Annotated in this window: 31 protein-coding genes; 17 read left to right on the forward strand and 14 right to left on the reverse strand. The window is 32.8% G+C overall.

Annotated elements, in window-relative coordinates; genetic code table 11:
• Window positions 1–68 precede the first annotated feature (68 nt).
• On the forward strand, window positions 69–1,088 hold the full coding sequence (pheS, locus tag ACODSB_RS01570; RefSeq protein ID WP_488935756.1) for a phenylalanine--tRNA ligase subunit alpha: 1,020 nt from the start codon (window positions 69–71) through the stop codon (window positions 1,086–1,088).
• A gap of 123 nt (window positions 1,089–1,211) precedes the next feature.
• Window positions 1,212–1,619 (forward strand): hypothetical protein, encoded by a 408-nt coding sequence (locus tag ACODSB_RS01575; protein ID WP_053473414.1) that lies wholly within the window; start codon window positions 1,212–1,214, stop codon window positions 1,617–1,619.
• A gap of 196 nt (window positions 1,620–1,815) precedes the next feature.
• Here ACODSB_RS01575 and ACODSB_RS01580 read toward each other — a convergent pair whose 3' ends face one another.
• The 3 genes from ACODSB_RS01580 to ACODSB_RS01590 form a co-directional block, all read right to left on the reverse strand.
• Window positions 1,816–2,811 carry an NAD(P)H-dependent glycerol-3-phosphate dehydrogenase gene (locus tag ACODSB_RS01580; protein ID WP_053473413.1) on the reverse strand — a complete coding sequence of 332 codons (996 nt, stop codon included), beginning with the start codon at window positions 2,809–2,811 and terminating at the stop codon, window positions 1,816–1,818.
• A 400-nt stretch (window positions 2,812–3,211) separates the two neighbouring features.
• Window positions 3,212–4,369: an iron-containing alcohol dehydrogenase gene (locus ACODSB_RS01585; RefSeq protein ID WP_488935757.1), complete on the reverse strand. Its 1,158-nt coding sequence runs from the start codon at window positions 4,367–4,369 to the stop codon at window positions 3,212–3,214.
• A 177-nt stretch (window positions 4,370–4,546) separates the two neighbouring features.
• Window positions 4,547–5,308 (reverse strand): type 1 glutamine amidotransferase domain-containing protein, encoded by a 762-nt coding sequence (locus ACODSB_RS01590; RefSeq protein ID WP_488935758.1) that lies wholly within the window; start codon window positions 5,306–5,308, stop codon window positions 4,547–4,549.
• A gap of 86 nt (window positions 5,309–5,394) precedes the next feature.
• Between ACODSB_RS01590 and ACODSB_RS01595 the strand changes: the two genes are divergently transcribed.
• The 13 genes from ACODSB_RS01595 to ACODSB_RS01655 all read left to right on the forward strand — a co-directional run bounded on the left by ACODSB_RS01595 (window position 5,395) and on the right by ACODSB_RS01655 (window position 14,138).
• The gene (locus tag ACODSB_RS01595; protein ID WP_053473411.1) at window positions 5,395–6,300 is read left to right on the forward strand and encodes a LysR family transcriptional regulator; all 906 of its coding nucleotides are present in this window, start codon (window positions 5,395–5,397) and stop codon (window positions 6,298–6,300) included.
• A gap of 45 nt (window positions 6,301–6,345) precedes the next feature.
• Entirely contained in the window at window positions 6,346–6,705 is a 360-nt protein-coding gene (locus tag ACODSB_RS01600; protein WP_488935759.1) for a PKD domain-containing protein, read from the forward strand.
• A gap of 128 nt (window positions 6,706–6,833) precedes the next feature.
• Entirely contained in the window at window positions 6,834–7,190 is a 357-nt protein-coding gene (locus ACODSB_RS01605) for a PKD domain-containing protein (RefSeq protein ID WP_488935760.1), read from the forward strand.
• A gap of 121 nt (window positions 7,191–7,311) precedes the next feature.
• The gene (locus tag ACODSB_RS01610) at window positions 7,312–8,004 is read left to right on the forward strand and encodes an NUDIX hydrolase (RefSeq protein ID WP_488935761.1); all 693 of its coding nucleotides are present in this window, start codon (window positions 7,312–7,314) and stop codon (window positions 8,002–8,004) included.
• A 74-nt stretch (window positions 8,005–8,078) separates the two neighbouring features.
• Window positions 8,079–8,912: a ribose-phosphate diphosphokinase gene (prs, locus tag ACODSB_RS01615; RefSeq protein WP_180855966.1), complete on the forward strand. Its 834-nt coding sequence runs from the start codon at window positions 8,079–8,081 to the stop codon at window positions 8,910–8,912.
• Window positions 8,909–9,436, forward strand: a complete 528-nt coding sequence (ybiA, locus tag ACODSB_RS01620; RefSeq protein WP_488935762.1) for a riboflavin biosynthesis intermediates N-glycosidase — start codon at window positions 8,909–8,911, stop codon at window positions 9,434–9,436. The genes prs and ybiA overlap by 4 nt, the downstream gene beginning before the upstream one ends.
• Before the next feature lie 3 nt (window positions 9,437–9,439).
• Window positions 9,440–9,853 (forward strand): ADP-ribosylation/crystallin J1, encoded by a 414-nt coding sequence (locus tag ACODSB_RS01625; RefSeq protein WP_456904043.1) that lies wholly within the window; start codon window positions 9,440–9,442, stop codon window positions 9,851–9,853.
• Window positions 9,850–10,356, forward strand: a complete 507-nt coding sequence (locus tag ACODSB_RS01630; RefSeq protein ID WP_488935763.1) for an O-acetyl-ADP-ribose deacetylase — start codon at window positions 9,850–9,852, stop codon at window positions 10,354–10,356. The genes ACODSB_RS01625 and ACODSB_RS01630 overlap by 4 nt, the downstream gene beginning before the upstream one ends.
• 90 nt (window positions 10,357–10,446) lie before the next feature.
• Complete coding sequence (locus ACODSB_RS01635; protein ID WP_488935764.1) at window positions 10,447–10,917, forward strand: macro domain-containing protein; 471 nt, start codon at window positions 10,447–10,449, stop codon at window positions 10,915–10,917.
• A 14-nt stretch (window positions 10,918–10,931) separates the two neighbouring features.
• The gene (locus tag ACODSB_RS01640; protein ID WP_488935765.1) at window positions 10,932–11,480 is read left to right on the forward strand and encodes an RNA 2'-phosphotransferase; all 549 of its coding nucleotides are present in this window, start codon (window positions 10,932–10,934) and stop codon (window positions 11,478–11,480) included.
• Complete coding sequence (locus ACODSB_RS01645) at window positions 11,477–12,208, forward strand: metallophosphoesterase family protein (protein ID WP_488935766.1); 732 nt, start codon at window positions 11,477–11,479, stop codon at window positions 12,206–12,208. The genes ACODSB_RS01640 and ACODSB_RS01645 overlap by 4 nt, the downstream gene beginning before the upstream one ends.
• 2 nt (window positions 12,209–12,210) lie before the next feature.
• A complete protein-coding gene (locus ACODSB_RS01650) occupies window positions 12,211–12,672 on the forward strand; it encodes a nucleoside 2-deoxyribosyltransferase domain-containing protein (RefSeq protein ID WP_488935767.1) in 462 nt (153 codons plus the stop codon).
• Window positions 12,669–14,138 carry a nicotinate phosphoribosyltransferase gene (locus ACODSB_RS01655; RefSeq protein ID WP_488935768.1) on the forward strand — a complete coding sequence of 490 codons (1,470 nt, stop codon included), beginning with the start codon at window positions 12,669–12,671 and terminating at the stop codon, window positions 14,136–14,138. The genes ACODSB_RS01650 and ACODSB_RS01655 overlap by 4 nt, the downstream gene beginning before the upstream one ends.
• A 260-nt stretch (window positions 14,139–14,398) precedes the next feature.
• Here the strand turns inward: ACODSB_RS01655 and nadD are convergent, their stop codons facing one another.
• The 4 genes from nadD to ACODSB_RS01675 all read right to left on the reverse strand — a co-directional run bounded on the left by nadD (window position 14,399) and on the right by ACODSB_RS01675 (window position 17,165).
• Entirely contained in the window at window positions 14,399–14,980 is a 582-nt protein-coding gene (gene nadD / locus ACODSB_RS01660; protein ID WP_488935769.1) for a nicotinate (nicotinamide) nucleotide adenylyltransferase, read from the reverse strand.
• Between the two features lie 110 nt (window positions 14,981–15,090).
• Window positions 15,091–15,663: a guanylate kinase gene (gene gmk / locus ACODSB_RS01665; RefSeq protein WP_053473399.1), complete on the reverse strand. Its 573-nt coding sequence runs from the start codon at window positions 15,661–15,663 to the stop codon at window positions 15,091–15,093.
• A gap of 93 nt (window positions 15,664–15,756) precedes the next feature.
• Entirely contained in the window at window positions 15,757–16,617 is an 861-nt protein-coding gene (locus ACODSB_RS01670) for a YicC/YloC family endoribonuclease (protein WP_488935770.1), read from the reverse strand.
• A 200-nt stretch (window positions 16,618–16,817) separates the two neighbouring features.
• Window positions 16,818–17,165, reverse strand: coding sequence for an arsenate reductase family protein (locus ACODSB_RS01675; protein ID WP_488935771.1), 348 nt, complete (start codon window positions 17,163–17,165; stop codon window positions 16,818–16,820).
• A gap of 79 nt (window positions 17,166–17,244) precedes the next feature.
• Here ACODSB_RS01675 and ACODSB_RS01680 point away from each other — a divergent pair, with 79 nt between their 5' ends.
• Window positions 17,245–17,700: a DinB family protein gene (locus ACODSB_RS01680; protein WP_309844078.1), complete on the forward strand. Its 456-nt coding sequence runs from the start codon at window positions 17,245–17,247 to the stop codon at window positions 17,698–17,700.
• Window positions 17,701–17,741: 41 nt separating this feature from the next.
• Here the strand turns inward: ACODSB_RS01680 and ACODSB_RS01685 are convergent, their stop codons facing one another.
• The 6 genes from ACODSB_RS01685 to ACODSB_RS01710 form a co-directional block, all read right to left on the reverse strand.
• Window positions 17,742–18,230, reverse strand: coding sequence for a septal ring lytic transglycosylase RlpA family protein (locus ACODSB_RS01685; protein WP_056208801.1), 489 nt, complete (start codon window positions 18,228–18,230; stop codon window positions 17,742–17,744).
• Between the two features lie 90 nt (window positions 18,231–18,320).
• A complete protein-coding gene (locus ACODSB_RS01690) occupies window positions 18,321–18,743 on the reverse strand; it encodes a hypothetical protein (RefSeq protein ID WP_053473393.1) in 423 nt (140 codons plus the stop codon).
• A gap of 107 nt (window positions 18,744–18,850) precedes the next feature.
• Entirely contained in the window at window positions 18,851–21,628 is a 2,778-nt protein-coding gene (locus tag ACODSB_RS01695; RefSeq protein WP_488935772.1) for a TonB-dependent receptor, read from the reverse strand.
• A gap of 321 nt (window positions 21,629–21,949) precedes the next feature.
• Window positions 21,950–23,593, reverse strand: a complete 1,644-nt coding sequence (gene pgi / locus ACODSB_RS01700) for a glucose-6-phosphate isomerase (protein ID WP_488935773.1) — start codon at window positions 23,591–23,593, stop codon at window positions 21,950–21,952.
• A 120-nt stretch (window positions 23,594–23,713) separates the two neighbouring features.
• The gene (locus tag ACODSB_RS01705; RefSeq protein WP_488935774.1) at window positions 23,714–24,202 is read right to left on the reverse strand and encodes a lipocalin-like domain-containing protein; all 489 of its coding nucleotides are present in this window, start codon (window positions 24,200–24,202) and stop codon (window positions 23,714–23,716) included.
• A gap of 10 nt (window positions 24,203–24,212) precedes the next feature.
• Window positions 24,213–24,773: a short chain dehydrogenase gene (locus tag ACODSB_RS01710; RefSeq protein ID WP_488935775.1), complete on the reverse strand. Its 561-nt coding sequence runs from the start codon at window positions 24,771–24,773 to the stop codon at window positions 24,213–24,215.
• A gap of 95 nt (window positions 24,774–24,868) precedes the next feature.
• On the opposite strand from ACODSB_RS01710, the gene ACODSB_RS01715 reads away from it, so the two are divergent.
• Window positions 24,869–25,711 (forward strand): AraC family transcriptional regulator, encoded by an 843-nt coding sequence (locus ACODSB_RS01715; RefSeq protein ID WP_488935776.1) that lies wholly within the window; start codon window positions 24,869–24,871, stop codon window positions 25,709–25,711.
• 24 nt (window positions 25,712–25,735) lie between these two features.
• Here ACODSB_RS01715 and ACODSB_RS01720 read toward each other — a convergent pair whose 3' ends face one another.
• Complete coding sequence (locus ACODSB_RS01720) at window positions 25,736–26,272, reverse strand: GNAT family N-acetyltransferase (protein WP_053473387.1); 537 nt, start codon at window positions 26,270–26,272, stop codon at window positions 25,736–25,738.

The following is a 26,272-nucleotide window of genomic DNA, read 5'->3' on the forward strand; positions in this document are numbered from 1 at the left end:
AACTGCGACTGCGACTGTATACTTTAAACTAAAAACACTAAATTTGTACTCTCAATTATCGAAGGAAAATGATAGATAAGATCAAACAACATATAGAGGAAGCGAAAGCCTTTAATGAGAAAAATAAAGAATCGTTAGAACAATTCCGTATTAAATATTTAGGAAGTAGAGGTTTAGTAAGAGAACTTTTTAATGAGTTTAGAAATATCCCGAACGACCAGAAAAAAGATTTTGGAGTTGTAATGAATACCTTAAAAGCTATTGCTGAAGAAAAAGTAAAAGCGATTCAGGAAGAACTTGAAAGCAAAGAGGAGACAAAAGGAATTTTTGGCGATTTAACGCGTGCTGCAGAACCGGTAATTATTGGTTCTCGTCACCCTATTTCTATCGTAAAAAATCAGATTATAGATATTTTTGCCAATATTGGATTCAACGTTTCTGAAGGTCCGGAAATTGAAGACGACTGGCATAACTTTACGGCATTAAACCTTCCGGAATACCATCCGGCAAGAGATATGCAGGATACATTTTTCATTCAGACCAATCCTGACGTTTTGTTGCGTACGCATACATCATCTGTTCAGGTGCGTTATATGGAAAATCATAAACCGCCAATTCGTACTATTTCACCGGGACGTGTTTTTCGTAATGAAGCTATTTCATCGCGTTCACACTGTATTTTCCATCAGGTAGAAGGATTGTATATTGACAAAGATGTTTCTTTTGCAGATTTGAAACAAACGTTACTTTATTTCACTAAAGAAATGTTCGGAAAATCTAAAATCCGTCTTCGTCCGTCTTATTTCCCTTTTACAGAGCCAAGTGCTGAAATAGATATCTATTGGGGATTAAAAACTGAAACAGATTACCGTATTACTAAAGGAACGGGCTGGTTAGAAATTGGTGGCTGCGGAATGGTTGATCCAAACGTTTTGAAAAACTGTGATATAAATCCAGACGAATACAACGGTTTTGCTTTTGGAATGGGAGTAGAGCGTATTGCAATGCTTTTATACCAAATTGGCGATATCCGTATGTTCTATGAAAATGATGTTCGTTTCTTAGAGCAATTTAAAGCAAATATATAAGTTGCAATTTTAGATTTTAGACTGTAGATTTTAGATTAATTCTGTGTCTAATTTATTATCATAATATAATAAACCTTTGTTGAAGTTTAGGCTTTGACAAAGGTTTTAAAGCTTTTAATAAAAATGAAAAAAGATATAACAATTCCAGAAGTTGAAAATGTGTTTCTTGCTGCGGTGCAGGAATGGAGCGATGATTTTATGGAAAAAGTGTGGTACGCTTATCTTGTAAACGACAGCGACTTTAATTTAGACAGTGTTATGGTAGTTTCAAAAGCATTTGGAACTATAGATGGCGAAATGAAAAAAACATCGGTTTTACGTCACGCTTTTGTTGAAGTTCCGGCTGTTTCTGTGGTAAAGATCGAAATGATAGAGAAAAGCCTTTTGGTTTTGAATAATGAATTTATGGTAACATTCTTCATTGGGAATACTTTGTACGATAAGAAATTCATATTCAAATCTAATTTAATTAACGAAAATAACACGGAAGAAGTGCCTATTTTGTTTGTTGAAGGGATAATGGTGAAGTAGCATTTCTCCTGCAAGGTTTTTAAAACCTTGTAGGTTTAGAATTTAACACCACCTATAATAAATACCTACAAGGTTTTAAAAACCTTGCAGGAAAAGAAAAAGAGTCAAGACGAAATTAAATAAGTCTTGACTCTTTTTTATTCTAAAAGTATAAGTCTATTTTCTATACTCTTTATTCTATATTCTTTAAAAAAAACTAATCTAAAGACTCCGTAAGTTTCTTAAATACAGACTTCGCATCTTTTCCTTCGTATAAAACAGCATAAACAGCATCTATAATAGGTGTTTTTGCTCCGTAACCCTGATTTAGTTTATAAGCACTTTTTGTTGCGTAATAACCTTCCGCAACCATGCTCATTTCCATCATGGCGCTTTTTACTGTATATCCTTTTCCAATCATGTTTCCGAACATTCTGTTTCTTGAGAAAACCGAATATCCTGTAACTAATAAATCTCCTAAATAAGCAGAATCATTAATGTTACGTTTCATTTTATGTACTTTTCGAATGAATTTTTTCATTTCACGAATTCCGTTACTCATCATAACCGATTGGAAATTATCTCCATAACCTAAACCGTGAGCAATTCCGGCAGCGATTGCATAAATGTTTTTAAGCATTGCAGCATATTCGGTACCAATAATATCATCAGAAATTTTTGCTTTAATATAATTTCCTGAAAGCGATTTTGCAACTGTACGAGCTTTTTCAGGATCTCCGCAGGCAATTGTTAAGTAAGAAAGTCTTTCAAGAGCAACTTCCTCAGCGTGGCAAGGGCCAGTAATAACACCAATATTATAATATGGAATATCGTATTGAATGTGAAAGTGTTCACCAACGATTAAACTTGTTTCTGGAACAATTCCTTTAATGGCTGAAAAAATGATTTTATCAGCTAATGAAACCGTCATGTTTTTTAATTCGGCATCCAAGAAAGCAGATGGAATTGCAAAAATAATATAATCAGCAAATTCAATTGCCTCGTTTATATTGCTTGTTAATCTAAGTTTGCTGGTGTCAAATTCAACAGAACTTAAATAATTTGGATTGTGTTTGTATTTTTGGATATGTTCGATTGCAGATTCATTACGCATATACCAGGCAATTTCTGAAAGATTCACACATAACATCTTTGTAATTGCCGTTGCCCAGCTTCCTCCTCCAATTACTGCAAATTTTAATTTTCCGCTCATTATTTTAATAATTTAAAACAAAAGTACTTAATAATGTAGTAATAATACAAAATCTGATTTAAGAAATTTGATGAACGTCTTTAATTTCAATGGTTTTCAGCATGTTTGGATAAAATAAAAAATATTTTTAACAAGTATGCAATAAAGAATAAAAACGTGCGTTGTAACTAATTGTAAATTAGAATTTAATGAATTTATCAAGAATTGAGTTAGTTAGTTTTGTTTTAGTATTTTGAAAAGGCGTTCCTAAACTTGTTAAGAACGCCTTTTTTAGTTAAATACAAATTCCAATTTTAGAAATTCCAAATTCCAAGTTGTTAATATTATAATGAGATTTATATTTTAAATAAAAAATTCCAAATCCCAATAATTAAGTATGCTATTGGAATTTGGAATTTACTTAATAACTAAGCTCAACAATAGATTTTACTTTATCTAAAGTTACCAATTGATTTTCGCCTAAACCTTTCCAGCCTCTTTCGTCGAAACGATTTACGATAAAATCTGCCGTTTTGGTATAATCATCTGTATATTGAGAAAGTTTTGTATCCATTCCCATGGTATGGAAAAACTCAACTGTTTTATTGATAGCTTCTTTCGCCACTTCGTCATCAGAACCTGAAAGATTAAAAATACGTCTTCCGTATTGGGCTAATTTACCTTTTTTAGTTTCGAACATTACGTTGTATAAACTTGGGCCAATAATTGCCAAAGTTCTCGCATGATCAATTCCGTAAAGAGCTGTTAATTCGTGACCAATCATATGTGTTGCCCAATCACTTGGAACCCCTTTTTGAATTAATCCGTTTAAAGCCATTGTACAGCTCCACATAAAGTTGGAAGCCAAAGCATAATCATTTGGATTTTCAACCACTTTTGGACCAACTTCAATTAAAGTCTGTAAAATTCCTTCGGCGATTCTGTCTTGAAGAAAACCTTCGTGTGGATAAGTTAAGTATTGTTCCATTACGTGCGTGAAAGCATCAACAACACCGTTTTGAATTTGTCTTTTTGGTAAAGATTCAATTACAGTTGGATCACAGATAGAAAATTTTGGAAATAAAGCACTTCCGCCAAAAGCCAGTTTTTCCTGAGTAGCTTCGATTGTAACTACAGAACCTGAATTCATTTCACTTCCCGTTGCAGGAAGCGTTAAAACAGTTCCGAATGGTACAGCATTTTCTTTAATTAAAATTCTTTTTTGTAAAATATCTATAGGATTTCCTTGGAAATTAACGGCTGCCGAAATAAATTTCACACCGTCAATTACAGATCCTCCGCCTACGGCAAGAATAAAATTGATTTTTTCTGCTTTGATAACTTCAACAGCTTTCATTAAAGTTTCAAAATGCGGATTTGGCTCAATTCCTCCAAATTCAACAATTTCAAAACCTTTTAAGTTTGTGATTACCTGATCGTAAACACCATTTTTAAAAATACTTCCACCGCCATAAGCCAAAAGGATTTTAGCATCTTTTGGAACTAAAGTCGAAAGTTTTTCAATTTGTCCTTTTCCGAAAATTAAATTCGTCGGATTGTATAATTCAAAGTTTAGCATTTTTTTAGAGTTTCTAAGATGCTAAGTTTCTAAGGGACTAAGTTTTTTTAAACTTAATGTCTTAGTATTTAGCACCTTTTTGTTATTTATTCTTTTAATTTATTGATTAAGACTTAAACGATAAGTTGCTAAAATCTTAGAACCTTAGCAACTTAGAATCTTAGCGCCTTATAATATTTATTTTAATTGATCTAACAATTTTCCAGCTACTAATTTTGATGATGCCGGATTTTGGCCTGTAATTAAAAGACCATCTTCAACAGCATACGGCTGCCAGTTTGCGTCTTTAGAAAAAATTGCTCCATTTGATGCCAAAGCGTCTTCTAATAAAAACGGAACAACTTTAGTTAATCCAACCGCTTCTTCTTCGTCATTTGTAAATCCGGTAACTTTTTTGCCTTTTACCAAATAATCCCCTTTTACTTTTACATTTTTTAAAACAGCCGGAGCGTGGCATACAAAAGCTACAGGTTTTTTATGGGTATAAAAATCTTCAATTAAAGAAATTGAACTTTTATCTTCAACTAAATCCCAAAGTGGGCCGTGTCCACCAGGATAAAAAACGGCGTCGTAATCTTTTTGATTAACAGTTGATAGTTTCAGCGTGTTTTTTAATTTTTCCTGTAAAGTTTTATCAGCATCAAAACGTTTTGTGTCTTCAGTTGCCGATGATGGATCTGCACTTTTTGGATCAATTGGCGGCTGTCCTCCAAGCGGAGAGGCAATTGTAATTTCAACTCCTTTATCTAATAATTCATAATAAGGAGCTGCAAATTCTTCAGACCAAAATCCTGTCTTTTCTCCTGTATTGCCCAGCTTATCGTTGCTGGTAACAACAAATAATACTTTTTTCATCCCTTTTTTATTTGATTTTTGTGCGACAGCAGAAACCCCTGCTGTGGCAAATGCAATTATTGCGAGTAATGCTATTTTTTTCATGTGATTAAAATTTTTAACAAATTTACGCGGAAAGTGATATTAGTAAAAATAAAATAAACTATGTTTGCTATAAACAAATTTATATCATGGTAAATCTAGAATGGTACAGAACTTTTAAAGCAGTTTACAAAAACGGCAATTTTTCAGTTGCCGCAAAGGAATTATTTATGAGCCAGCCTGCAGTAAGTCAGCAGATTTCTATGCTCGAGGCTCATGTGGGGAATAAATTGTTTAATCGGAAATCAAAAGGAGTTGAGCCAACCGAATACGCTAAGTTACTGAATAATTTGATTATAGATGCACTCGACAGACTCGAAAGTGTCGAAACAGGTTTCAGGGCAAAAGCAGAAGATGCCAACCGATTAATTTCTGTTGGGGTTTCAAAAAATCTTTTCGATTGTATCGGTAATCTTTTAATTGCTAAGTTTGATTTAATCGATTTTACTTTTGCAGAAAACGACGAACTTTTTGAATTAGTGAATTCGAAAAAACTCGATTTTGCCATTACCACAAAAAGGTTTGATACGTTTGATACAACTTATGAAATTGTTGGAAAAATTAAACTGATTATGGTTGCGCCAACAAGTTTAGACATAACAGAATTCCGCCAAAGATTAAAAGCCGATAATTTTACAGAAATAGAACAATGGCTCAATGCACAAAAATGGTACAGTCATGATGCGAGAATTCCGCATATAAAAATGTTCTGGCTGCATGCTTTTAATAAAAAGAGACCGTCGATGGTTCCTAATTATATTATTCCTTCAGAATCTGAAATGCTTAGACTTTTATCTAAAAACGAAGGAGTAGCCGTTACCTGGAATTGTAATGCAAGAGATTATATCAAACAAAATAAATTGCAGTTAGTATGGAACAGTTTTCACGTTCCGGAAGAATTTGTATATCTGCTGACGCCAAAAAACAATAATTTGAATTCGTTTTTCGAAATTATTTCAAAAGAACTAAAGTTATTTTACGGTAACAGATTGTAATTAATTCTAAGAATATCTAACTAACCAAATCCCTTTAAACCTTAAATGAAAATAGCGGCGAAAATTTTATTACTACTAATGGTAATTTTTATCAGTGATTCCTGCACAGAAGAACAATTAGATTCTATAACAAATTGCTGGGGACAATCCTCTAAGGTTGAGATACAATATTCTTTAGATCCACTTAATGCTAAGAAAATTACGTATTCGGTTAAATATGAAGGATCAGGATCCTTAAGTTCTATAAAATGGACATTTGGTGATGGAAAACCAACTGTAGAAGGTTTAAGAGTAACGCACACTTATGAAACAGCAGGAACTTATGAAGTTCAAGCGGATATTACAGTTAGAAAAGATCAAGAGAATTGTAATGTAATCGAAAAGAAAAATGTACAGGTGAATTAATAATGTCCAAAAAAGCTTTCTTTAAAATCTGAAACGATTATAAAATATATGAAAATTCTTCTTTTTTTGTTTATGCTTGCCTTTTAAAAGTATAAATTTGAATTTAACAAACATAAAATCAATAACTTATGAAAAAGATGAGAAGAATTTTTGCAGTTGTTATTATAGCTTTTTTGAGTTTTTCCTGCAGTAAGCATGATGACGAAGAAATAGTAGATTGTTTTGGAGAATCAATTTTAATTCAATTAAAGCATTCTGTTGATGGAGCTAATTCGAAGAAAATTAATTATTCGATAGAATATGCTGGAACGAGAACAGTAAGTTCTGTAAAATGGACTTTTGGAGATGGAACTTCTGGTGAAGGAATGAATGTTTCACATACTTATGCGGCTGCCGGCACATTTGAGGTAAAGGCAGATGTTACTACAAAAGAGGGAAGTTCTGCGTGTACAAGCAGTCCAAAGAAAAGTATTACGGTGAATTAGAAAAGGTTAAAGAAAAATAGTAAGATAAAAATATTGAGAGTCAATTTTATAATTTATGCTTGTGCATTAGATTATAAAATTGGCTCTCATTCGTTATATTTGTTTGATATGATTTAGGATTATGGAAAATTTACAAAATATTAGAATTGCTGTCGATGCGATTGTTTTTGGATATAAAAACAATGATTTATATGTGTTATTGATTGAACAGCAATTTGGAACTTCAGAAAAATATTGGGCTTTACCTGGCGGTTTGGTTCAAAATTCTGAATCTTTGAGCGATGCCGTTATTCGTGAACTGCACGAAGAAACAAACGTTCAGCTGACTTTTATGGAACAATTATACACCTTTGGAGATGATATTTACAGAGATTCCAGAAATCGTGTAATTTCAGTTGCTTATTATGCTTTGGTGGATGCTTCAAACTTAGATATCAAAGCAAGTAGCGATGCCGAAAGAGTACAATGGTGTAAAATAGATGAAATTCCGGCTTTGGCTTTTGATCATAATTTAATACTCGAAAAAGCAATTTCGAGATTAAAATCTAAACTTACTTACGAACCAATTGGTTTTGATTTACTTCCAGAAGAATTCTTATTTTCAGATCTTGAAAATCTTTACTGCACTATTTTAGAAAAAGAAATTGACCGACGAAACTTCAGAAAAAAAATCTTAAGCTTTGATATTTTAGAGGAAACAGAAAAATTTTCACCAATAAAAACAGGTCGTCCAGCTAAACTTTTTAAGTTTAATAAGCAGAAATATAACGAGTTAACTCAAAAAGGCTTTCACTTCGAAATAAAGTTTGCGTAATTTTTACACAAAATAAATTGTTTATTTAAAATTTAATTCTACATTTGCGTATAATTAACGCAAACTAAAAAACCATGATACTAAATCTCGACCCAAAATTCGCTCCTTTCCAAAATCAGGAAGAAATCAAATTTCAAAGTTTTACATTCTCTGGAGGAGAACCACACATAAAAATTAATCCGGATTTTGATAGCAATCAAAAAATAACAATCACACACAGATTAAACTCTTTCAATGATTTAGGTTTGTTGTGTATTACGGTTGATGCTTTACGCAGAATGGACGTTAAAATCATCGATTTGTTTATTCCGTATTTCCCGGCTGCAAGACAAGATCGTGTTATGATTCCCGGCGAACCTTTATCTGTAAAAGTGTATGCTGATATTATAAACGGACTTCAGTTAAATAAAGTTTTTGTTTTTGATGCACATTCAGAAGTTACTCCGGCTTTGGTAAATAATTGTACCGTAATTCCGAACCATACTTTTATTCAGCAAATTTTAAAAGTTATTGGTGAAAACGTGAAATTGATTTCTCCAGATGGCGGAGCTTTAAAGAAAATCTACAAAGTTTCTGAATTTTTAGGTGGAATTGATGTGGTAGAATGCAGCAAAAGCCGAGATGTAAAAACAGGAAAACTATCTGGTTTTAAAGTTTATGAAGATGATTTAAATGGAATTGACTGTTTAATTGTAGATGACATTTGCGACGGCGGCGGAACTTTTGTTGGACTCGCCGAAGAATTAAAAAAGAAAAATGCCGGAAAATTATACTTAGCGGTAAGCCACGGAATTTTCAACAAAGGTTTTGAAGTTCTGGATTGTTTTGACAAAATCTTCACCACAAATTCTTTTAAAGATTTTGATGATGAAAGAGTTTTCCAAATCAAATTAGATCAATTAATATGAAATACAATATTCAAGATATAGCTCCGGAAAGTAAGTTTTTATTTTTCTGGGGACATCAGGCTAATAAAGACGGAAAAATTACCAAAACCTGTTTCAGTCAATGGTGGTTAAGTTCTTTTAAAGTTGAAAAAGTAACCTATAAAACGGCTGAACACTGGATGATGGCAAAAAAAGCAGAATTGTTTCAGGATGAAGAAATCTTAGAAAAAATTCTAGAAGCAGATTCTCCGGCCGAAGCCAAAAAGTTAGGAAGAGAAGTTAGAAATTATGACGAAAAACTTTGGTTAGAAAACCGATACGAGATTGTAAAGCAGGGAAATTATCATAAGTTCAGTCAAAATCGGGATTTAAAAACATTTTTACTAAATACAAAAGATCGGGTTTTAGTTGAAGCAAGTCCGGTTGATCCCATTTGGGGAATTGGAATGCCAAGCGATCATACAAATGCTTCGGATCCTGAAAAATGGCAGGGATTAAATCTTTTAGGTTTTGCTTTGATGGAAGTTAGGGATGAATTGAAATAAATTATGGAAACAACAAGATTATATCGTCCGGTTGGATTGAAAGAAATGGAGCTTATTGCAGATTTGGATTACAAAGCCTTTCCACCAAGATTAGATTGGCAGCCCATTTTTTATCCTGTAATGAATCAACAATATGCAGAACAAATTGCTTTAGAATGGAATACCGTTGATGAATTTTCAGGTTTTATTGCAATAGTCACCGCTTTTGAAGTCAAAACCTCTTTTTTGGAGAAATATGAAGTTCAAAATGTAGGCGATAAAAATCATAACGAACTTTGGATTCCGTCAGAAGATTTAAACGATTTCAATTCTAATATTATTGGAGAGATTGAAATAGTAAAAGTGGATTTCACAGATCGTTCAGTAATAAGTTCAAATGTCGGACTAAGGAACAAATTAAATGAATTTAAAAAATGATTTTAGAACTTCTAAAAGCAGATATAACAGAGATTCAGGTTGATGCGATTGTAAATGCTGCAAACACTTCTTTACTTGGCGGTGGCGGAGTTGATGGCGCGATTCACAGAAAAGGAGGAAAAGTGATCTTGGATGAATGTATTCAGATTCGAAATAAGCAAGGCGGCTGCAAAACGGGTGAAGCGGTTATAACAACCGCAGGAAATCTGCCTTCTAAATATGTTATTCATACTGTTGGTCCGGTTTGGAATGGCGATAAAGAAGAGAAATCAAAATTGTTAGCCGACTGTTATAAAAATAGTTTAAACCTTGCTATTCAAAACGGAATAAAAACAATCGCTTTCCCGAATATTAGTACTGGGATTTATCATTTTCCGAAAGATAAAGCAGCAGAAATAGCAATAAGAACGGTAAAAGATTTTGAAAGAATTTCAGAAATAGAAAAGGTAATTTTTGTCTGCTTCGATGATGAAAATTATCAGATTTACAAAAACATTTTATAGATGTTCCATAGGAATATCTCATCGGTAGAATAAGATGTTATCAGGTTGTATTTACGTTCCGTAGGAACGTTTGATTAAAATAGATAAAAAATGAAAGACATTCAATATATAAAAGGAGATGCAACATCGCCTCAAACATTAGGAAACAAAATAATTGTTCATGTTTGTAATGATGTTGGAGGATGGGGAAAAGGATTTGTAATGGCTATCTCAAAAAGATGGAAAGAACCAGAAACCCAATATAGAGAATGGTTCAGATCAAAAGATAATTTTGAATTAGGAAAAGTGCAGTTTGTTCAGGTTGAAGAAGATTTATGGATAGCAAATTTAATTGGACAGCACAAAATAAATAAAGATGAAAACGGAGGCGCTCCAATACGATACAACGCCATTGAAGAAGGATTAGAAGCAGTTTCTGATTTTGCAGAAGAAAATAATGCTTCTGTTCACATGCCTAGAATTGGTTGTGGTTTGGCTGGAGGAAAGTGGGAAATGATTGAACCAATTATTCTCAAAACGCTTTCGAGTAATGATATTGAAGTCGTTGTATATGACTTCTAGAAAAAATAATAATAATGAATGAAAATACAGCAAAAACAGTAAGTAAATTTCTAAGTTTAGTACTTAGACATTCACCGGAAAAAATCGGATTAAAACTGGATGAAAACGGCTGGGCAGATGTAGAAGAATTAATTTTGAAATGTTCTCAAAAAGGAAATAGATTAGATAAAGTTCTTTTAGATTATGTGGTAGAAAACAATGACAAAAAACGTTTCGCTTATAACGAAGATGAAACTAAAATCCGTGCAAGTCAGGGACATTCTATTTCGGTTGAATTGAATTTAGCAGAAACAGAACCTTCAGAATATTTATATCACGGAACCGTTGGAAAGTTTATGGAAAGTATTCAGAAAGAAGGTTTGAAAAAAATGAGCCGTCAGCACGTACATCTTTCCAAAGACAAAGAAACGGCAATAAAAGTAGGAAGCAGACGCGGAGTTCCTCAAATTTTAACCGTTAGAAGCGGTGAAATGCGCAGAGACGGATTCAAGTTTTATTTGTCTGAAAATAATGTTTGGTTGACAGATGAAGTTCCGGCAAAGTATATCGAATTTAAATCATGAAAAGAACTTTAGTTTTTGGAGATATTCACGGCGGATTAAAAGCCTTAATTCAGTTATTAGAAAGAATTGATTATTCTGAAAATGACAGATTTATTTTTCTGGGGGATTATGTCGATGGCTGGAGCGAATCAAAACAATTAATTGATTTTCTTATTGATTTATCCCAAAAACAAGAATGCATTTTTATAAAAGGGAATCATGATGCCTGGTGTCAGGAATGGTTAGAAAAAAATATCGTAAATGATATTTGGTTTTTGCACGGAGGAAAATCGACGATAGAAAGTTATACCGATATTGAGTCTTCGGAAAAAGAAAAACATCTTCATTTTTTCAACGCTATGAAAGATTACTTTGTAGATGAAAATAATAATTTGTTTATTCACGCTGGTTTTTCATCCATGCATGGTCCAGAAAAAGAACATTACAAAACAAATTATTCATGGGACAGAACACTTTGGGAAATGGCTTTGACAATGGACAAGAGAATCAAAAAAGATTCACTTTCGTACCCAAAAAGATTATTACTTTATAATGAAATTTATATTGGTCATACGCCAACACTTCATTATAATGTTGAAGTGCCAATGCAAGGCTGTAATGTATGGAATATTGATACCGGAGCTGGTTTTTATGGAAAATTAACCTGTATTGATGTTGAAACAAAAGAATTTTGGCAAAGTGATGCAGTACAAACGTTTTATCCAGCTGAAAAAGGAAGAAATAAATAGCCATGAAGAAAATTTATAAAGCACCAGAAGAAATTCCTTTGCAAATTGATTTAAAAACCGTTTTCTTAGCAGGTTCTATAGAGATGGATAAAGCTATTAATTGGCAGAAAAGATGTGAAGAATTGCTGCAAGATCAATTTGTTGTTTTTAACCCAAGAAGAAACGAATGGGACAGCAGCTGGTCGCAAACTATAGAGAATGTTCATTTTAAGGAACAGGTAAACTGGGAACTTCAGGCACTTGAAAGGGCAGATATTATTATCATGTATTTTGCAGGAAATACAATGTCACCAATATCGTTACTGGAGTTTGGACTTTATGCACAATCGAATAAAATGAAAGTAGTCGTCGAAGAAAATTTTTGGCGTAAAGGAAATATTGATATCGTATGCGAAAGATATTCGGTAGAACAATTTAAAACTTTAGAAGAGTTAATTCAAAATTTATTAAATAAAAATATATGAACCCATTACTATTAACCGACGGTTACAAAGTTGACCACAGAAGACAATATCCAGATAATACCACTTTAGTTTATTCTAACTGGACGCCTCGTAAATCAAGAATTGAAGATCTTGATGAAGTTGTGTTTTTTGGATTACAGTATTTTATCAAAAAATATATCATTCACGATTTCGAACAATATTTCTTCAAACAGCCAAAAGAAGAAGTAGTTAAGAAATATTCTAGAAGAATCAATAACTATTTAGGCGAAAACCAAGTTGGAACAAAACATATCGAAGATTTACATGATTTAGGATATATCCCAATGGTTTTTAAAGCTTTGCCAGAAGGGGCAAGTGTTCCATTGCGAGTTTCTATGTTTACGATGTACAATACAATTCCAGAATTCTTCTGGCTGACGAATTATTTTGAAACCTTACTTTCAGCAGTAATCTGGCTTCCTTGTAACTCTGCAACAATTGCAAAAGAATATAGAAAAGTATTAGACAAATATGCCGATGAAACTTCTTCTGTTCCTGAATTTGTAGATTGGCAGGCACACGATTTCTCTATGCGTGGAATGGGTGGAATCGAAGCGGCAGTAACTTCTGCAGCCGGACATTTATTAAGTTTTACAGGATCAGATACAATTCCGGCAATTGATTTCTTAGAAGAATATTACAAAGCCAATTCAGATTCAGAATTAGTTGCAGGTTCAGTTGCCGCTACAGAACATTCTGTAATGTGTATGGGAACGACAGAAGGCGAATATGAAACTTTCAAAAGGTTAATTACAGAAGTGTATCCAAAAGGAATTGTTTCTATTGTTTCTGATACCTGGGATTTATGGAAGGTTTTAACCGATTATTTACCTCGTTTAAGAGAAGATATTGTTGCTAGAGAAGGCAAAGTAGTAATTCGTCCTGACAGCGGTGATCCGGTTGATATTATCTGCGGAAATCCAAACGGAAAAACAGAACAGGAAAAGAAAGGTGTTATCGAATTGCTTTGGAATGTTTTTGGCGGTTCTGTAAACAACAAAGGATTTAAAGAATTAGTTCCGCAAATTGGAGCAATTTATGGTGACAGTATTACCGTAGCAAGAGCGACACAAATTTGCGAAAGATTAAAAGAAAAAGGATTTGCATCTACAAACGTAGTTTTAGGAATTGGTTCTTTTACGTATCAATATAATACCAGAGATACTTTTGGATTTGCAATGAAAGCAACTTACGGAGAAGTAAAAGGCGAGGGAAGAGCCATCTTCAAAGATCCGATTACAGATGACGGAACAAAAAAATCGGCTAAAGGATTGATGAAAATCGATTTAATCGACGGGAAGTATCATTTAACTGATAATGTTTCTTGGGAAGAAGAAAAACAGGGTGAATTGAAAGAGGTTTTCAGAGATGGAAAACTTTTAGTAGATCAATCTCTAAGTGAAATCAGAACCCGAGTAAAAAGTGAAGTTAACGTTGAAGCATAAATAAAAAAGCCTGAATTTAAATTCAGGCTTTTTTATTGGATGATTAATGAAGCGAGATCTTTGTCAAAGTTTTAAACTTTGACAAAGGTTTTTCCTTTTGCAGAGAAATCAATTGCCTCAAGTTTTAACTGGAGGTTAGAGAATAGATTTGGAATAGGGCTTTAGCCAAATATTCAATTTTGGCTAAAGCCCTAAGTTGTTAAATTAAAAAACCTCCAGCTAAAGCTGGAGGCTATTCATTATTTTTTAAATTCAATTTTTTACTTCTTATAAAAATTATTATGATCAATATATTCCCAAACCTTCGGCGGCAATAAAGGCTGAATATTTTTACCTTCTTTAATACTGTTTCGGATAAAAGTGGAAGAGATTTCTACAATTGGCGCATCAATTACATGAATTTTTGGATGCGATTTTAGCTCTGTATTTTCAGGTTCATCAGAAATTCTCGGATAAACATAAATATCATGATTTTCAAGAATCACTTCATAGTTTCTCCATTTATGAAGCGTTTTCAGATTGTCTTCTCCCATAATTAAAGAGAATTCATGATTAGGATATTTCTCCTGTAAATGCGCTAAAGTAATTACGGTGTAATTTGGCTGAGGTAATTTAAATTCAATATCTGAAGGTTTGATTTTCGGATAATCTTCTGTTGCCAGATAAACCATTTGCAAACGATGATGATCATCAAGCAGAGTAGCTTTCTTTTTTAACGGATTATGAGGCGTAACCACCATCCAAATCTGATCTAAATCTGCAAACTCGGCCATATGATTGGCAATTATTAAATGACCAACATGAATGGGATTATATGTTCCGAAATAAAGACCTATTTTCATTTTTTAAAGTTTCTCAGAGATTCGCTAAGATAACACAAAGATTCGCAAAGTTTAATTAGAACTCTGCGAATCTCTGTGATTTTTTCTTTGTGAATTTCTGCAGAATAAAATTACTTATTTACAAAATCCTTAACCAATTGATGTGCTTCTTCTAAAGCAACTGGTAAATCATAGTTTTTGATAATCACGTCAAATTGTGGCGCAGTGGCTAATTCTACAGACGCTTTTGCAATACGCATATTGATTTTATCGTCGCTTTCTGTAGAACGCTCTTTTAAGCGACGTTTAAGTTCGTCCACACTTGGAGGTTTTACAAAAACAGCTAAAGTTTGTTCCGGAAATTTATGTTTAATACGTAAACCACCTGCAACATCAATGTCAAAAATTACATTTTTTCCTAAAGCCCAGATTCTTTCAATTTCAGATTTTAATGTACCGTAAAAGTTATCGCGGTAAACTTCTTCCCATTCCAGAAAATCTTCAGCTTTAATATGTTTTTTGAATTCTTCCAGCGAAATAAAATAATAATCTTTTCCGTGGACTTCTTCTCCGCGTGGGTCACGTGAAGCTGCAGAGATCGAAAATTCAAGATTTAAATCTTCTTGCCCTAATAAGTGTTTTACTATAGTTGTTTTCCCCGATCCAGAAGGTGCCGAAAAAACAATTAATTTTCCTTTGTTCATTAATTTATGCTTTAGGCTTTAAGCAATATGCTTTAAGCTTTAATATTTGTGCGGTATTCTTGCCTATGGCTTATTGCTTACAGCTTAGAGCAATTACAAAACATTCAAAACCTGTTCTTTAATTTTCTCCAATTCATCCTTCATCATCACAACCAATTTCTGCATTTGTGCGTGATTTGATTTCGAACCCATTGTATTAATTTCACGACCCATTTCCTGAGTGATAAAACCTAATTTTCGGCCGTTTGCTTCGCTTCCGCCTAAGGTTTCGATGAAATAATCTAAATGATTCGTTAAACGAACTTTTTCTTCTGTAATGTCTAATTTTTCAAGATAATAGATCAATTCCTGCTCGAAACGGTTTTCATCAACATTAACCTGTAATTCTGAAATTGCTGTTTGTAAACGATCTTTAATCGCTTGAACACGTTCCGGATCAAGAGCTAAAGCATCATTCATATATTGACGGATGTTTCCAATTCGAAGATTGAATTCTTTTTCAAGAGATTCTCCTTCGTCTTTTCTAAAACTTAAAATGTTTTGTAAAGCTTCGTCAATAATAACCTGAATTTGCTCCCAATCGTTTTCATCGATTTCTTCGCGTTCTGTTTTTAACGTATCTGGCATACGAACTGCCATTTTCATTAATTCAGTTTCATCAGCATCAGCATAAACCTCTCTCAATTGTGCTATATAATTTTTCACAACAGGTACATTTACCTTTGTCGAAGTTTGTTCTGCAGTACTTTCTACATAGATTGCAAAATCAATTTTCCCTCTTTCCAGTCTTGTTGAGATTTGGGTTCTTAAACCTAATTCCATTTCGCGGTAAACCGATGGCATTCTTACGTTTAAATCTAAACCTTTACTGTTTAAGGATTTTACTTCGACTGTGATTTTTTTTGTAGGCAATTGCAAAGAAGCTTTGCCAAACCCTGTCATAGATTGTATCATATAATTGAGTATAAAGGCGCAAAGATAAATAAAAGTTTGCAGTGTTATGATGTAAAATACTATTCTGTAGGGTATAGAGGTATTTAAAGTTTTTTTGCCACGAATTTCACGAATTTACACTAATTAATTTCACAGCTTGTGAAGTTATTAAGCTTAAACAAAATTCGTGGAAATTCGTGAAATTAGTGGCAGAAAAAAAACTAACTCAAAGCCTGAATAACTTCCGCTACATTTTTTTGGCTGTTGCCAATGTAAATTTTACCGTCAATAATAAAAACCGGACGGCTTAGAAAAGTATAATGTTCTAAGATGTATTTTTTAAAATCAGCTTCGGTCAACGATTTGTTTTTTAAATCCTTTGATTTGTATAACTGCGCTTTTCTGCTGAACAAAGCTTCGTAACTTCCTGAAAGTTTATACATTTCTTCCAATTCAGCTTCGGTAATTGGATCTTGTTTGATATCGTGAAAAACTAAATTATTTTTCGGAAGACTTTTGATGATTTTACGGCAAGTGTCGCAAGATGCTAAATAATATATTTTGTTCATGTTTTTTCGAATTTGTTAGAATACAAAGAAAATTCATTTGAAACTTAAAATTGTCTAATTTTAGAAAAAAAATAAAATTATGAGTTCAGTTTTTGAAACACAAAAGACTATCAGGGAAATCCTTGTAAAAATTTTAGACCATCATTCATTGGAACAATTAAATAAAATCCCGGACGGATTTAAAAATAATTTGATTTGGAACATCGGACATTGTATCGCTTCGCAGCAAATTCTAGTCTATAAATTATCAGGTCTGCCTTTGCAGGTTTCAGATGAACTTATTGCCAAATATTCAAAAGGAACAAAACCGGAAGCAGATGTTTCTCAGGAAGAAGTGAGTGAAATTAGAGATTTGCTTATCAAAACATTACTTCAAACAGAAAAGGATTATAAAGACAATATTTTTAAAAATTATAACAAATACACAACTAGTATGGGGTTTGATCTCAAAAATGTTCAGGATGCATTAGATTTTGTGAGTTATCATGAAGGAATTCATACCGGAATTATAATGGGTATTAAGAAATTTATCTAAAAATGAAAAATCCCGTTCTGAAATTTCAGAACGGGATTTTTTTATTCTATTATTCTTTCGATAGTTACTTTCATAGCACCGGCACCTTTGTGCTTTGTGATTTCCATAAACGCTCTTTTTGAAAGATCTATTTCGCGGGTTTTTACAAATGGGCCGCGATCCGTTATTTTTACAATTACAAATTTTCCGTTTGCTTCATTCGTTACTTTAACTCTTGTTCCAAAAGGAAGTTTTTTGTGTGCGGCGGTGTATTTATTGTTGTTAAATCTGCTGCCGTCAGCTGTTTTTCTACCATTAAAACGATCTGCATAGTAGGAAGCGTGTGCCGTTTTTTTGTATAGTTTTAATTTTAAACCGTTGTCTGTAAATACAGAATCAGTTGGGATTGCAATAATGTTTGGTCTGGCATTTTTTACAGTGTCCTGAGGGGTTTTCGGCTCAATTACTGGCTTTGTTTGACTTATTACGTAGGTAAAACAACTCAAAAAAGTTATTGCGAATGCGGTAAGTATAAAGTTTTTTTTACTCATGGTTTATTTTTTTTCAGACTTGGGGAGTTTGTACAAATAATATGCCGAGATAAAAAAAGCCCTTTTTTGGAGGGCTTTAATTGGTATTTTCTAGAACCAAAGGTTCCACGGAATTCTACTTAAAATAAGTATTAATCCTAATCCGTAATAAATAGCAAAGGTTTTATGTTTCGCCTCGCTATTAATTAGTTTTTTATGTTTTGACCATCCAATAGTTATTAAAACTATAGCAATTAGGTTAATAAGCGGATGTTCTAATGAAGTTAATCGTAATGCGGCATTAGACATTTGACCAAAAGAATCTTTTCCTAATGGAGACACAAAATAAAGGATTAATCCAATCAATAATTGTGTATGCGTTCCAATTAAGGCAAATAAAGAAATTTTGCGGTCTTTTGCTGTAAATTCTTTTTTAGAAGTCAAGCCGATAACAGCGTTTATTACTGCAAACAATAAAAGCAGTAAAGCTAGATATGCCCAGCCCGAATGAAGCTTTTGAATAAAATGATACATAAACTGTGTTTTTTTGTTAAAAACAAATATAGCAAAATTGGTCAAAAAAAAACGGCATTAAACTTAAAAGTCAATGCCGTTTATAGTATTTATTTAGATTCTAAATATTAGAAATCGTAACGTAAAGCAAAGTTCCAAGTTCTACCGAAACCGAAGAACACTTGGTTTGTAGTAGCAATACCTTTGTATGTTGGAACAGTAGGAACATCAGCTGCAAATATATTTGTTTTAGCTTCAGCAATGTAAGTGTAATCAAAAACGTTATTAACGTTTAATCTGAAACCTACTGAGTTGTCTTTGTTTTTACCAACTAACCATTTGTAAGATAATCCAGCATCAGCTGTACCGTAAGATGGTAATTGTAATGACCCTCTGTTAGTTGCAGAAGTAAAGTTTCCTGGAGAAATTGCAGCATATAACTTATCATTGTAGAAATAGTTTGCATCAACAGTAAAACGAGGTAGGATTTCGTAAATTGCTCCTAACGCTGCAGTTGTTTGAGCAGCATCTCCAACTCTTACACCGTCAAGGTATAATGTTATAGGAGTTCCTCCGCCAATAGGATTGTTTCCTGAGTCATAACGGTTACTTGTACTTGTTCCTTCATATTTCCAATCTCCAATAGAGAACATTCCAGTAAGAGTAAGTTTGTCAAGAACTTTTGCAGTAGCGTCAAACTCGATACCTGAGTGAATTTCTGTAATCCCAGCGAAATCAAAGTAACCTCCAGGGTTGTCAGCAGCTCCGTCATTTTGTCTTTGGTATCTGTCTTTCCATGAAGTACGGTAAAAGTTTAAGTTTGCAGTAAACATTTGTGTACGTAAACCATAACCAGCTTCAATACCGAAGATTTTCTCATTTGTTAAGTTACCATTTACTAATGAAGCGTTGTTTGGGTAAACAGCATTAAAGAATGGTTGTTTTGAGTAGTATCCTGAGTTAACAAAAACGTTATGGTGCTCGTTGATGTTGTAGTTAACACCACCTTTTACGTTACCACCTAAGATGTTCTCATAATCTGTACTTGCCAACGGAGTTCCTGCTTGATATTTGAAATAGTCAACTCTTTTGAATCCTTGCTGAGAAAGTGCACCTTGAACGAATGCAGTAAATTTATCAGTAGAATACTCTAATTGAGTAAATCCACCATACCATCTTACATCACCATCATTGTTGAAGTTGATTTTTTCTTCTTTGTCAGTATCTTTAAATACGTTCCAAGCGGCGTATGTTGAATACGTACCGTATAAAGTTCTATTTGGGTTGTTAACATCAAAATTATCGATATATGCATCTGCTCCTAAAAGGTTATTTACGTTTTGGTAGTGAAGACCTTTGTATCCTCTTACGTCAACTCCTAAATCCCAAGTTAATTGATCAGAGAATTTTTTGTTGAAATTAATAATAGCTCCATACCAGTTGTGTGAGTTAACAGAAGATATTTGAGAAATACCAGAAGTATTGTTGAAAACATATGGAGAAGTTGCTGTTCCTGATCCAGTTCTTCCTGTATTAGAACTATTCTGGAATTGACCAGTTGTACCATTTGTTGCACGAACATTATCTGTATTGTTGAATCTGATAACTTGTTGTCCTGTATTCCAACGAACGATTTTATCATAATCAACTAAACCATCTGCTGTTCTAAATACAGCACTAGTATAATTATTGTTTCCAGCACCACCTGCTCCTCTAGATCCTCCTCCACGTCCGAAAGAAGCGTAAGCAACAGTTGATAATTTTGAAGTTTCATTGATTTGGAAATCATAGTTTAGCGAAACAACTGGTTTGTGGTAGTAGTTTCTTACCATGTTAAATTCTTGTCCATCTTTATAACCCCAATCAGAGTTATATTTAATGTTTGGATCAGTAGCTGTACCATATTGTTGGTATTGAGCTATAGTAATAAATGTAGATCTTTGATCGTGCCATTGTGGAGCACCAGTAACTGTAAATTGGAAATCGTGCTTGTTATTTTTTGTAGTATAACCAAGAGCTATATAGTAGTTGTCTCCGTTAAATTTAGTTCCATCAACGTATCCATCACCTTGTGTATGGCTATATAAAACAGAAGCAGAGAATCCGCTGTCTAATTTTCCTGTATTGTAAGAAACGTTAGATTTGAAGAAATTATCGTTACCAAAAGAAGTACCAACAGTACCGCCTTGTTTCAAATCTGAAGCTTTGGTTACGTAGTTCATAGTACCCCCAACAGAAGCAATAGCTAATTTTGAAGATCCTAAACCTCTTTGTACTTGGATGAAAGAAGTAACGTCAGATAAACCTGCCCAGTTACTCCAGTATACAGCTCCGTTTTCCATATCGTTAACCGGCATACCGTTTACCATTACGGCAACGTTATTTTGGCTAAATCCACGAACTGTAATTCTTGAATCTCCAAAACCACCACCAGATTTAGTTACGTAAACAGATGGAGTGCTTTTTAACATTTCAGGAATCTCTTGATTTCCTAATTTCGCCTGAATTTCAGCTGCCTTAATTGTAGAAACTGCAACAGGTGTTTTTCTGTCTTTCGCAATATCTACAGTAGTACTTTTTACAACGATTTCACTTAATTCGTTTGAATTAGAAGCTAAAACGATTGTTCCTAAGTTTGTAGAACCATTTACAGTAAATTTTACGGTTTGGCTTTGATAACCTAAGTAAGAGATAACGATTTCTCCCGTACTTGTTGCAGATTCGATAGTGAATTTACCATCAAAATCTGTTGAAGTGGCAGCGCTAGATCCTTTGATCAAAACGTTAGCCCCTGGTAATGAACCAGTACCATCTGTAATAGTACCAGTAACTTTTCCTTGAGAAAATACGGTTGAAACTATCATAAAAAATAGTCCAGTAAGTAACCAATTTTTCATTTTCTTCATTTGTTCTTGAGTTTATTGTTTTTGGCAAAATTATAACAATTAAATCAGATAATGTTATCAAAATGTTAAGAAAAATAAGTTTTACGGTTTGTGCTGCACATTAAAATGAAATTTTCTTTTTTCTTTAAATAAAACAATGTTTTGTTGAATTTAAACACCTGTATTTTGTTAAAATAATAATATTTCAAGTAGTGTTGTAGCGCTATACTTGCAATTATTCGTAAAAAACAGATCATATAGAGCTAATTTATACGAAAAAACGCCTTAATTTTTACAAATCAAGGCGTTTCAGATTGTTAAGAAAAATGTTCTTTATTATTCTTATTTATTCTTCAAAAAGTGGTTTAGCAAAAATGAAGTTGAGCTATCATGACTTTTTACTGTTTTAGAATTAATCTCATCTAAAATTGAATTTGCCAATTGTTTTCCTAATTCAACTCCCCATTGATCAAAACTAAAAATGTTCCAGATAACACCCTGAACAAAAATCTTATGTTCGTATAAAGCAATTAATGAACCTAAAGATTTAGGGGTTAATTTTTGAATCAAAATTGTATTGGTTGGTTTGTTTCCAGTGAAAACTTTAAATGGTCGTAAATAAGAAGCTTTGTCTGCAGATAAACCTTGTTTGTCAAATTCTGCCTGAACTTGTGCTTCCGTTTTTCCATTTAATAAAGCTTCCGTTTGAGCAAAAAAGTTTGACATCAATTTGTTGTGATGATCTTCGTTTCCATAAAGTGGTTTTACGAATCCAATAAAATCTGTTGGGATTATTTTTGTTCCCTGATGAATTAATTGGAAGAATGCGTGTTGCGAATTTGTTCCCGGCTCTCCCCAAATAATTGTTCCGGTTTGGTAATTAACCGGTTTTCCGTCGCGGCCAACACTTTTTCCGTTACTTTCCATAGTTGCCTGCTGCAAATACGGAGCTAATTTTGATAAATATTGTGTGTACGGAATCAAAGCTTCACTTTCGGCACCAAAGAAATTGTTATACCAAACGCTTAACAATGCTAAAATTACCGGAATGTTTTGATCAAATTCAGCCGATTTAAAATGTTCGTCAGTTTCATTTGCTCCAACTAATAATTGGTTATAATTATCAAAACCAATTGCCAAAGCTATACTTAAACCAACAGCACTCCAAAGAGAAAATCTTCCTCCAACCCAGTCCCACATTGGGAAAACATTGTCTGGATTAATTCCGAATTCTGTTACTTTTTGGATATTAGTTGAAACCGCCACAAAATGTTTTGCAACATCTTCCTGAGAAGCTGATTTCAAGAACCATTCTCTAATAGTTTCAGAATTTGATAAAGTTTCCTGAGTTGTAAAAGTTTTAGAAACAATTAAAAACAATGTTGTTTCAGGATTCAGTTTTTTAATAATCTCGTTTACGTGGTCACCATCAACATTCGAAACGAAATGTGTTTTAAGATGATTTTTGTAAAATTGTAAAGCTTCAACCGCCATAACCGGACCAAGGTCAGAACCACCAATTCCAATATTTACAATATCAGTAAAAGCTTTTCCTGTAAAACCTTTTCTTTCTCCCGAAATAACTTCGCTTGTAAAGTTTTTGATTTTATTTTTTACTTCATAAACTTCTGGAATTACGTTTTCTCCATCAACATTAATAACTGCCGATTCTGGAGCACGCAAAGCCGTGTGAAGAACGGCGCGATTTTCAGTTTGATTGATTAATTCTCCTCCAAAATATTGAGAGATTGCATCTTTTAATCCAATTGAATTTGCCAATTCTAATAAAAGAGAAAGCGTTTCTGGCGTAATATTGTTTTTAGAATAATCAACTAAAAAATCATTCCATTGTAAGTTGAATTTTTCAGCACGAGCATTATCCTGCTGAAATAATTCTTGTATCGTAGTTCCGTGAATTGCGTTATAGTGGTTTTGCAGATTTTTCCACGCTTCAGTCCCGGTTGGGTTTGTTGTGTTTAAAGCCATTTTTATTTTATTATTGAGATTGTTTTTTTTAGAATCACAAAAATACTGAAATAACTTTTAAAAGGGTAACGCTTCATGATTATATAACAATAAGTTGCGAAAACGTTTTTTGAATCTGCGCTATAATTTTTTCCAGACCACTTCTGCCGTGACAGATTTTCCTCCCTGCGTTGTATTAGTAACAACATATTTAAGTTCGTTATTTATCAAAGTATAAGATCGCTTTTGGATCGTTCCTTCCCAGTTTGGAAACGAAGCGGTTTTTATTTTAAAAGTAATAATCTTATTGGCTTCGTCAATTTCATATTCTCCAAAATGCGAATTACTTCCTTGTACAATTGCCGCATTTTCTTCGGGAGTGCATTTGTTTTTATCGCCCGAAATTATTTTTGATCTTTCATTTTTATATATCTGAACGGCGTAATTTCCTTTTTCATCAAAAAATAAAGTGCCTTTTGGATTTACATCATACGGAAGGGTTTTTGTTCCGTCAGAATTTTTGTTTTCAACCGAAACCAAAGTCCACGAACCTAAAAAGTCAGATTTCGTTTTTTGCGCAAAAGCCGAATTTAAAATGAATAGTAATAATAGGAAAGTTGTGTTTTTCATCTTTAAAATTTTAATAGTTTACTTTAATAATTTCTCCATTTATATTTTCTTTAATACTTTTTGTATAAGCATTTATTAAATCTTCTGCCGGAATGTCTGAAACCTTTGCCGGACTTATTGCATTTATTCTAATTCCTCTTTTTAATTCCAGCGAAGCCGAAAGCACAAAACTGTTAATTCCGCCATTTACAATTGCTTTGCTAATATTATTCTTCACAGGTTTATCGCCCATCTTTCCCGAAGTCAATATAAATGATCCGTTATCGTTTAAATATTTTTGTCCAATTAAAACTAGATTTACCTGACCCAATAATTTGTTTTTGATACCAATATTTAATTTTTCTTCGTCAAGCGAATGTAAATCTCCTGTATAACAATCGCCCGCAACACAAATACAGGAATCAATATTTTTGACTTCTTCGAATAATTTTTCTATCGAATTTGAATCTGATAAATCGATTTTAAAATCACCGCTGTTTCTTCCTGCCGAAATAATTTCATGATTTTTTGCCAGAGCAGGATTTAGTATTTTGCCAATTTCTCCATTAGCTCCAATTAAAAGTATTCTCATTTTTTTAGATTTTAATTTGTTATCTGAAACAAAATTAAGAGGTTAGCATTCACCGAAAATTGTACTAATTGGTACTAAAATTGTATTTTAGCCTAATGACAAATACGAATTTATATCTTCCTTTTGAAGTTGATTTTAAAGAATTGGAACAGTTTCCGAAAACAATTCGGAAGAACAATTTCTTTGAATTGATTTATGTGGTTGATGGAACGGGAATTCAGGTCATTAATGATAATAAATTCCAATACCGAAAAGGAAATATGTTTCTTGTAACACCGCAAGATGTTCATTCGTTTGAAATTTCAACGCCAACAAAATTCTTTTTTCTTCGGTTTAATGAATATTATATCAAAGCAAATTCTCAAAACGGACAATCGGAAACGGTTTTGCGAATGGAATATATTCTTCAAAATGCAAGTCATCGTCCCGGCTGTATTCTAAAAAATACAATTGATAAACCTTTAATTGCTTCGCTGATTGAAAGTATAATTCAGGAACTAAATAATCAGCAGATTTATCATCAAAAAATTATTGAGCAAATTGTAAATACTATAATTACAATTGTTGCGAGAAATATTGCAAAACTTCCGAAGAATATTAAAGAAACTACGGGAGAAATGGTTTTGGAAATACTGCATTATATTCAGGAAAACATTTACAATCCAAAACAATTAAAAGCAGAAAGAGTAAGCGAGCATTTTAATATTTCGCTGAATTATTTAGGGAAATATTTTAAGAAACAAACTGGAGAAACGCTACAGGAATATATTGTAAACTATAAATTAAGATTGATTGAAGCCAGACTTTTAAACAGCGATATGCGGATTAATGAAATTGCTGATGAATTAAATTTTTCCGACGAAAGTCATTTAAATAAAGTTTTTAGAAAACATAAAGGAATGAATCCGTCTGAGTTTAGGAAGAAGTTTTGTAAATGATCTTCTTTTAATCTTTATAGATTGTTATTCTAATCTCATTAAATCAAAATACATAAATCTATGTTTTTCTTCTTTATCAGAATCGAGTAGAAAAGTAAAGTCGTTTTTTTGATAAGTAGAAAGCTGAACAGGTTTGTTATAAGCATCTAATATTAATAATCTACAAGCTGGTTTGTGTTCGATAAAAGTCCAGCCTTTAATAAAATCAAGAAGTTGGTGAGATAGCCCGTTGCCTTTGTATTTTTTATCAATTCCTAATCGTGCTATTTTTACAGCAGGATATTGTCTGATTCTTTTTTCGTTTGGTAATTTGATTTTTCTGTGTAATTTATTCCAAATAGAGTTTTCATAACCTAAATCATTTAGGCAATCATTTGAAATAGAAAAGAAAGCAGCTACCTCGTTGTTTTCTTTAAATAAATAAGTGTTTGTGATTTTTTCGCTTTGAAAATTCTTAGAATCTTCAAGTAAGAATTCATTTATTTGGTTGTCTTCACAATCAAAATTATCTAAAACGTCGTCATTGTGTAATGATGAAAAAGCAAAATCAAATAAATTCAT

The organism is Flavobacterium sp. FG68 (assembly GCF_057808895.1).